The sequence below is a fragment of the Kitasatospora sp. NPDC057738 genome, from assembly GCF_042798815.1.
In the GTDB taxonomy this organism is placed as follows: Bacteria; Actinomycetota; Actinomycetes; order Streptomycetales; family Streptomycetaceae; genus Kitasatospora; species Kitasatospora lactacystinica.
In genome coordinates this window covers 62,775-70,990 of record NZ_JBHVJT010000051.1, presented here as the reverse complement: position 1 = coordinate 70,990, position 8,216 = coordinate 62,775, and the positions used below count along the sequence as shown (strand labels likewise).

The window sequence follows — 8,216 nt, the reverse complement described above, 5'->3', positions numbered from 1 at the left end:
GCGGCCGGCGGCGCGGGCACCGCCGGTGCGGCGGGCGGCGGGGCCGGCGGCGGAGCCGTCCCGGCGGCCGCCAGCAGCGTGAAGGTCGGCCAGAGCGCCACCGTGGACTTCGCCGACAAGACCTCCAAGGTCGCCACCAAGCTGGAGATCACCGTCACCGGCGTCGAGGTCGGCTCGGTGCAGGACTTCACCGCCGCCAAGATCAGCATCGTCGGCCTGGAAGGCCGCACCCCGGTGTACGTGAGCTACACCATCAAGAACGTCGGGGACGCCAGCCTCTCCTTCACCGCCCCGGACTCGAAGTTCGTCGTCTTCGACACCGCCGGCAAGAAGGGGCTCAACGTCATGACCGCCGCCACCCCGCTGCCCAAGTGCACCGGGGCGAAGTTCCAGGGCGTGACCAAGGGCGCCGAGGCCAAGGGCTGCACCATCATCTCCATCCCCGGGAACACCCCGGCCGCGGTCGGCTACACCGACCTGGCCGACCCGCTGAAGCTCCAGGCCTCCTGGGCCAAGTGACGCCCGGTCACCGCTGAGCACGCGGACGGCCCCCGCCACCTTCGACAGGTGACGGGGGCCGTCCGACAGGGGCCCTGGAGACAGGCCTCAGGACTCCGAGGCTCAGTGGTCCTCGTCGTCCTCGCCCTCGATGGCGGCCTGGCGGCCGCTGGAGAGCGCCTCGAAGGCGAGGAACTCGGACTCGGCCGCGTCCCGGCCCTTCTGCTTCTCGCGGCGGCGGTCGACCGCCGGGCGCGGGTTCTCGAAGCGGTGGTCCTCACCGCGACGGCCGAGCATCTCGGCACCGGCGGCCATGGTCGGCTCCCAGTCGAAGACGACGGCGTTCTCCTCGGGGCCGATGACGACGGTGTCGCCCTCGTGCGCCCCGATCTTCCACAGCTCCTGCTCGATCCCGAGGCGGGCCAGCCGGTCGGCGAGGTAGCCGACGGCCTCGTCGTTGCTGAAGTCGGTCTGGCGGACCCAGCGCTCCGGCTTGACGCCGCGGATGTGGTACGCGCCGTCCTCCTCGGTGATGGTGAAGCCGGCGTCGTCGACGGCCTTGGGCCGCAGCACGATCCGGGTGGACTCCTCGGCCGGCTTGGCGGCGCGCGCCTCGGCGACGATCCCGGCCACGGCGAAGCTCAGCTCGCGCAGGCCCTTGCGGGAGGCGGCGGAGACCTCGAACACCCGGTAGCCGCGCTCCTCCAGGGAGGCGCGGGTCAGGTCGGCGATGTCCTGGCCGTCCGGGACGTCCACCTTGTTGAGCGCGACCAGGCGCGGGCGGTCCTCCAGACCGCCGTACTCGGCGAGCTCGGCCTCGATGGTCTCCAGGTCGGTCAGCGGGTCGCGGCCGGGCTCCAGGGTGGCGCAGTCCAGCACGTGCACCAGCACCGAACAGCGTTCCACGTGGCGCAGGAACTCCAGGCCCAGGCCGCGGCCCTGGCTGGCGCCCGGGATCAGGCCGGGCACGTCGGCGATGGTGTAGACGATGTCGCCCGCGGTGACCACCCCGAGGTTGGGGATCAGGGTGGTGAACGGGTAGTCCGCGATCTTCGGCTTGGCGGCGGAGAGCACCGAGATCAGCGAGGACTTGCCGGCGCTCGGGTAGCCGACCAGGGCCACGTCGGCGACGGACTTGAGCTCCATGACGATGTCACGGGCCTCCCCGGGCTCGCCGAGCAGCGCGAAGCCGGGCGCCTTGCGGCGGGCCGAGGCCAGCGCGGCGTTGCCGAGGCCGCCGCGGCCGCCCTGGGCGGCGACGAAGCTCGTGCCGTGCCCGACCAGGTCGGCCAGCACGTTGCCCGTGCGGTCCAGCACCACGGTGCCGTCCGGCACCAGCAGGACGAGGTCCTCGCCGATCGCGCCGGTGCGGTTGCCGCCCGCGCCCGGCTTGCCGTTGGTGGCCTTGCGCTTGGGCGAGTGGTGGTACTCCAGCAGGGTGGTGACCTGCGAGTCCACGGTGAGGATGACGCTGCCGCCCTCACCGCCGTTGCCGCCGTCCGGGCCGCCGAGCGGCTTGAACTTCTCGCGGTGCACGGAGGCGCAGCCGTGGCCCCCGTTACCCGCGGCGACATGAAGTTCGACGCGGTCCACGAAGGTGGTCATGGGTGTGCCTCCAGTGCGCGAGAGTCTGCTTGCTACCTGCGTAAAGCGTGAAGGGTGGACCGGAGAATTCCGGCCCACCCTTCACTGTGAGTCTTGTCCGACCCGGTGGGTCTTCTCAGACTCGGGAGTCCGCGGGGACTCAGGCCTCGACGGCCACGATGTTGACGACCTTGCGGCCACGACGGGTGCCGAACTGCACCGCACCGGCGGTCAGCGCGAACAGGGTGTCGTCGCCACCGCGACCGACACCGGCACCCGGGTGGAAGTGGGTGCCGCGCTGGCGGACGAGGATCTCGCCGGCGGAGACGACCTGGCCACCGAAGCGCTTCACGCCGAGGCGCTGGGCGTTCGAGTCACGGCCGTTACGAGTAGAGCTTGCGCCCTTCTTGTGTGCCATTTTTCGCTATCCCCTTACTTGCTGACCGAGTCGATGCTCGTGATGCGCACCGCGGTGTGCTGCTGACGGTGACCCTGGCGACGGCGGTAGCCGGTCTTGTTCTTGTAACGCAGGATGACGATCTTGTCACCCTTGGTCTGGTCGACCACCTCGGCGTGAGCCTTCACGCCGGCCAGGACCCACGGGTCGGAGGTGACGGCGTCACCGTCGACGACGAGGATGGTCGAGAGCTCGACCGAGTCACCCGGCTTGGCCTCGATACGGTCGATCTCCAGCACGTCGCCCACGGCGACCTTGTGCTGGCGGCCGCCTGCGCGAACGATCGCGTACATGCGGTACCTGCTTTCCTTGCTCGGTCGGAACCCCCGACGCCAGCCACCTGGGTACGGACACAGGAGCCTCTCCCCGGCCCTCCGCGCGAACGCGGCGACCCGGGAAGGTGATGTGCTCGGGAGCATGGCGTAGACACGCCGATGGTCAAGAATACGGACCGGCCGCCCGGGGGGCAAACCGGCCCGTACGACCCGGGGCGGGATCACTCCCGCCCCGGGCGTGGGCACTACTCGGACGCCGTATCACCCTCGGCGGCCGCGGCCTTCTTGGCCGCCGCGCTCGTCCGCTTGGTGGCGGTCTTGCGGGCGGTGGTCTTCTTGGCCGCCGTGGTGGTCTTCTTGGCGGCGGTCTTCTTCGCGGCGGTCTTGCGGGCGGCCCGCTTCTTCGGCGCCGGCGCCTCCTCGGCCGGAGCCTCGCCGGCCTCCGTGGCCTCGGGAGCCTCCGTGGCCTCGGGAGCCTCCGTGGCCTCGGGAGCCTCGGCGACGACCGCGGCCTCCGCGACCACGACCGGCTCGCCCGGAGCCTCGGCGGCGGCTTCCGCGACCGCCGGGGCGGCGGCCTCCAGGGCCGCCTCCAGCGCCGCCTCGGCCTTGGCCTGGAGCACCACGATCTCGGCGGTGTCCGGGGAACCCGCCGGAGCGGTCGCCTTGCGCACCGCGCGGCGACGCGGACGGCCCGCCGGAGCGGCGGCCGGGACCTCGGCCACGGGGGCCGCGGGGACCTCGACGGCCGGCGCGGCCGCCTCGGCCGGAGCCTCGACGCCCGGGACCTCCAGGGCCAGCTGGCCCTCGATCTCCTCGCGCACCGGCTCGGCGACGTCCTCCGCCGACTCGGACAGGATGGTCACCACGGGCTCGACGGCCTGCGGCTCCTCGTGGCCCGCGCCGCCCTTGCCGCGACGACGGCGCTTGCCGCCGCCCGCACCGGCCTCGCCCGCCGCCACGGGGGCGTGGACGTGGGCGCTCGGCTGCTCCATGTGGACGATCACGCCGCGGCCGTTGCAGTGCACGCACGGCTCGGAGAAGGACTCCAGCAGGCCCTGGCCGACCCGCTTGCGGGTCATCTGGACCAGGCCCAGCGAGGTGACCTCGGCCACCTGGTGCTTGGTCCGGTCCCGGCCCAGGCACTCCAGCAGGCGGCGCAGCACCAGGTCGCGGTTGGACTCCAGCACCATGTCGATGAAGTCGATCACGATGATGCCGCCGAGGTCGCGCAGCCGCAGCTGGCGCACGATCTCCTCGGCCGCCTCGATGTTGTTCCGGGTGACCGTCTCCTCCAGGTTGCCGCCCTGGCCGACGAACTTCCCGGTGTTGACGTCGATGACGACCATCGCCTCGGTGCGGTCGATCACCAGCGAACCGCCGCTGGGCAGCCAGACCTTGCGGTCCAGCGCCTTCATCAGCTGCTCGTCGATCCGGTAGGTGGCGAACACGTCCACCTCGGAGGTCCACCGCTGGAGCCGCTCGGCGAGGTCCGGGGCCACGTTGGAGACGTACTCGTGGATGGTCTTCCACGCCTCGTCGCCGGAGACGATGACCTTGCTGAAGTCCTCGTTGAAGATGTCGCGGACGACCCGGACGGTCATGTCCGGCTCGCCGTACAGCAGCGCCGGGGCGTTGCCGGTCGCGGCCTTCTTCTGGATGTCCTCCCACTGCTGCTGGAGGCGCTGGACGTCGCGGGTCAGCTCCTCCTCGGAGGCGCCCTCGGCGGCGGTGCGCACGATGACGCCCGCGTCGTCCGGGACGATCTTCTTGAGGATCTGCTTCAGCCGGGCGCGCTCGTTCTCCGGGAGCTTGCGCGAGATGCCCGTCATCGAGCCCTCGGGCACGTACACCAGGTAGCGGCCGGGCAGCGAGATCTGGCTGGTCAGGCGGGCGCCCTTGTGGCCGATCGGGTCCTTGGAGACCTGCACCAGCACGGACTGGCCGGACTTCAGCACCGACTCGATCCGGCGCGGGCCGCCGTGGCCGCCCAGCGCGCCGAAGTTGACCTCACCGGCGTACAGCACCGCGTTGCGGCCCTTGCCGATGTCGACGAAGGCGGCCTCCATCGACGGCAGCACGTTCTGGACCTTGCCCAGGTAGACGTTGCCGACGTACGAGGTGGCCTGCTCCTTGTTGACGTAGTGCTCGACCAGCACGCCGTCCTCGAGGACGCCGATCTGGGTGCGCTGGCCGCTCTGGCGCACCACCATGACGCGCTCGACCGACTCGCGGCGGGCCAGGAACTCGGCCTCGGTGATGATCGGCACCCGGCGGCGGCCCAGCTCGCGGCCCTCGCGGCGGCGCTGCTTCTTGGCCTCCAGACGGGTCGAGCCCTTGATGGACTGCACCTCGTCCGGGTCGAAGGACGGCTCGGTGGAGCGGCGGCGCGGCTCGCGCACCTTCACCACCGTGCGGACGCCGTCCTCGGTGGTCTCGGCGGCCTCGACGGCGCCGGCCTCACCGCTGCGGCGACGGCGGCGACGGCGGCGGCGCGACGAGGACAGGCCGGCGGCCAGGTCGTCGTCGTCCTCCTCGCCCTCGTCCTCGGCGACGGCCTCGGCCGACTCCTCGGCGGCGGGCTGCTCGGTCTCGACGGCCTCGGCGGCCTCGAACTCCTCGGCCTCGCCACGACGGCGGCGGCGGCCACCCCGGCGGCGACGGCGCGACGGACGGCCGTCGTCCTCCCACTCGCCCTCGGTCTCCGGACCGGTGACGGGGGCCTCCACGGCGGGCGCCTCGGCGACCGGGGCCTCGACGACCGGCGCGGCCTCGACCGGGGCCTTCACGGGGGCCTTCGCCGGCGCCTTCGCCTGGGCCTGGGCCTTCGCCTGGGCGGCCGGCTTGCGACGGGTCGGCTCGACCCGGGTACGGACCCGGCGGCGACGGCCGACACCGCTGTACTCGAACTCGTCGTCCTCCTCCGTGCGCTCGGCCACGGCCGGGGCCTCGGCCTGCACCGGGGCGGCGACGGGCTGCTGCGGCGCGGCCGCGGTGGCCGGCGCGGACGGCGTGGACGGCGCGACGAAGGGGGCCGGCTCCTGGAACACCGGGGCCTGGAAGACCGCGGTGGCCGGGCGCACGGCGCGGCGGCGCACCCGGTGGTGCGGCTCGGCGGGCGCCTCGGTGACGGGGGCCTCGGGGGCGGCGGCCTCGACGGCCTCCTCCTCGGGCTCCTCCGCGGCGGCGGGCTCCTCGGCCTGCGGCGCCTCGGCGACGGGCTCCTCCACCGGGGCCTCGACGACCGGCGCGGCCTCGACCACGCGACGGCGGCGGGGGCGGCGGGCCGGAGCGGCCGGGGCCTCCTCGGCCACCGGCTCGGCGGCGGCGGGGGCCTCGGGGGCGACGGCCTCGACGACCGGCGTCTCGACGACCGGCGCCTCGGCCTCGGTCGTGGGAGCACCGGCGGGCGCCTCGGCGCGCTTACGGGTGCGCCGGGCCCGGGCGGGCTTCTCGGCGACGGGCTCGGCGACCTCGGCGACCTCGGCCTTCTCCGCCTCCTCGGTCTTGCCCGCCTTGGTGGCCCTGGTGGCCCTGGTGGCCCTGGTGGCCTTCGCGGGCTTCTCGGCGGCGGGCTCGGCCGCCGGGGCCTGCGCCGTCTCCGGTGCGGTCACCACGATCGGGGTGGCCTCCGGCGCCCCGGCCGGGGCCTCGGCGCGCTTGCGGGTCCGGCGGGCCCGGACCGGCTTCTCGGCGGCGGGCTCGGCCGCCGGCTCCACGGCCGGAGCCGGGGTGGCCGCGGCGGTCGGCGTCTCGGCCGGCAGCACCGTCTCGGCCGCCTCGGCGGCCGCACCCTGCGGGGTGCCCGCCGGGCGGGACACCGCGCGGCGACGACGGCGCGGCGGCGCGGCGGACGCGCCCTCGCCACCGGTCGCGGCGGATTCGTTCTGGTCCGTGGCCGCAGTCTGCTGCGGATCGGTGTTATCGAGCATGCGGGTGGATCTCCCGTCAGGCCCCCGGGCTCCACATCCGGGCACGGCACGGCACCGCTGGGTGGCCGGCATCGCGACGATGCCCGGACCGGACCCTTTTGACGGTGCCGCCGCGCGGACGCGACGCCGCACAGGGGCTCGTAGTCTCGCTCGGCGCCCCGCGCTCGGCGGGGTGTCGAAAGTCTTCTGGTTCTGACCAGTCTTCTGAGGTTTTCCCAAGCTGCGCCGTCCCCCAACCCCGGGTGGCTCCCGGACGGGGTCCCGGACCGGCCGACCTTCCTGGTCGGCAGGCCCCGGGTGGCAGGCCTGTGCTGCGACGACGCTCGCTCCCCTGGGGAGCCGCGGGAACCCTGGAGGACCGTCGGGTCCAGTGAGGCACTGGACCCGGCCTCCCCCCGCTAGGCGGACGCGGTAGCGTGCGGCCCCACGGCCGGCTCCGAGCCGACCGGGGCCGCCGCGCGGTCGAGCGCCAGCGGGTCGGTCACCGTGCCGGTCTCCTCGTCGAGCGGCCCCTGCGCCAGCCTGGTCACCTCTGCGGGGACCGGCGGCGCCAGGTCGGCCGTCGCACGGAGACCGGACAATACGTCGTCGGGTCGTACGGCGGGTGTGGCGTGTCGTACTACCAGGCGCAGTATCGCACAGGGACGGCCGGTCCGAACATCGCGGTCGGTTCCGGGCCCGGCGTCCGCACCGGCCTCGACCTGGGCCGGGACGGCTTCCAGCGCCGCCACCGCGCCCCGCGCGTCGAAGACCCGCAGGCCGTTCTTGGTGCGGCGCTCGACCTCGACCCGCTCGGCGGCGAGGAAGCTCGCGACCGCCTCGGCGGCCACGTCGGGCTCCACGCCGTCCAGTCGGAGCAGCCACTCGGAGGCTTCCAGGCGCTCCACGAAGTTCGGCGTCCGGACCTCGACCGCGTCGATCACGTCCAGGCCGGCCGGCAGCGACTCGTCCAGCTGCGCCCGCAGCTGCTCGGGGTCGCGGACCGCGGCCAGGCCGATCTCCAGGTACTCCGCCTCGCTCGCCACCCCGGTCGGGGCCGCGTTGGCGTAGGAGACCTTCGGGTGCGGGGTGAAGCCGGCCGAGTAGGCCATCGGAACGGCGGACCGGCGCAGGGCGCGCTCGAAGGCGCGCTGGAAGTCGCGGTGGCTGGTGAAGCGGAGCCGGCCGCGCTTGGTGTAGCGGAGACGAATCCGCTGCACCGTCGGCGCGGGCGGCGGACCGTCGGGCGTACGGCGTGCCAGGGTCGCTCAGTCCTTAGTCAGTTGTCCCCGTCCGGTGCGGCGTCTTCCCGCCACTGTCCGGACTCTGTCACCTCAAAGGGTACGCGCCCCGCGCTCCCCCTCGCTCCGCCCCTGGTCAGCCTCCGCTCCACCGCACGCCGCGACCCCCAAGCGAGACCCTCCGGTCCGGGGGTGCGGGAAAGGGGGACGCGCCCCTTTTTTACCCCCATCAAGGGTAGCATCTTCTTTC

At 73.8% G+C, this 8,216-nt stretch carries 5 protein-coding genes and 1 pseudogene; 1 reads left to right on the top strand and 5 read right to left on the bottom strand.

Going from position 1 to position 8,216, the window contains the following annotated elements:
* Nucleotides 1–519: pseudogene (locus tag ACFVGO_RS25950) on the top strand (hypothetical protein); the annotation flags it as partial.
* A 102-nt stretch (nucleotides 520–621) separates the two neighbouring features.
* On the opposite strand, the gene obgE reads toward ACFVGO_RS25950, so the two are convergent.
* The 5 genes from obgE to ACFVGO_RS25925 all read right to left on the bottom strand — a co-directional run bounded on the left by obgE (nucleotide 622) and on the right by ACFVGO_RS25925 (nucleotide 7,945).
* Nucleotides 622–2,103, bottom strand: a complete 1,482-nt coding sequence (obgE, locus tag ACFVGO_RS25945; RefSeq protein ID WP_359910951.1) for a GTPase ObgE — start codon at nucleotides 2,101–2,103, stop codon at nucleotides 622–624.
* Between the two features lie 139 nt (nucleotides 2,104–2,242).
* On the bottom strand, nucleotides 2,243–2,500 hold the full coding sequence (gene rpmA / locus ACFVGO_RS25940; protein WP_030309712.1) for a 50S ribosomal protein L27: 258 nt from the start codon (nucleotides 2,498–2,500) through the stop codon (nucleotides 2,243–2,245).
* A gap of 14 nt (nucleotides 2,501–2,514) precedes the next feature.
* Entirely contained in the window at nucleotides 2,515–2,832 is a 318-nt protein-coding gene (gene rplU / locus ACFVGO_RS25935; RefSeq protein ID WP_045696828.1) for a 50S ribosomal protein L21, read from the bottom strand.
* Nucleotides 2,833–3,059: 227 nt separating this feature from the next.
* Nucleotides 3,060–6,746, bottom strand: coding sequence for a ribonuclease E/G (locus tag ACFVGO_RS25930; protein ID WP_380634336.1), 3,687 nt, complete (start codon nucleotides 6,744–6,746; stop codon nucleotides 3,060–3,062).
* Nucleotides 6,747–7,144: 398 nt separating this feature from the next.
* On the bottom strand, nucleotides 7,145–7,945 hold the full coding sequence (locus ACFVGO_RS25925; RefSeq protein ID WP_359910945.1) for a TIGR03936 family radical SAM-associated protein: 801 nt from the start codon (nucleotides 7,943–7,945) through the stop codon (nucleotides 7,145–7,147).
* Between the last annotated feature and the right edge of the window lie 271 nt (nucleotides 7,946–8,216).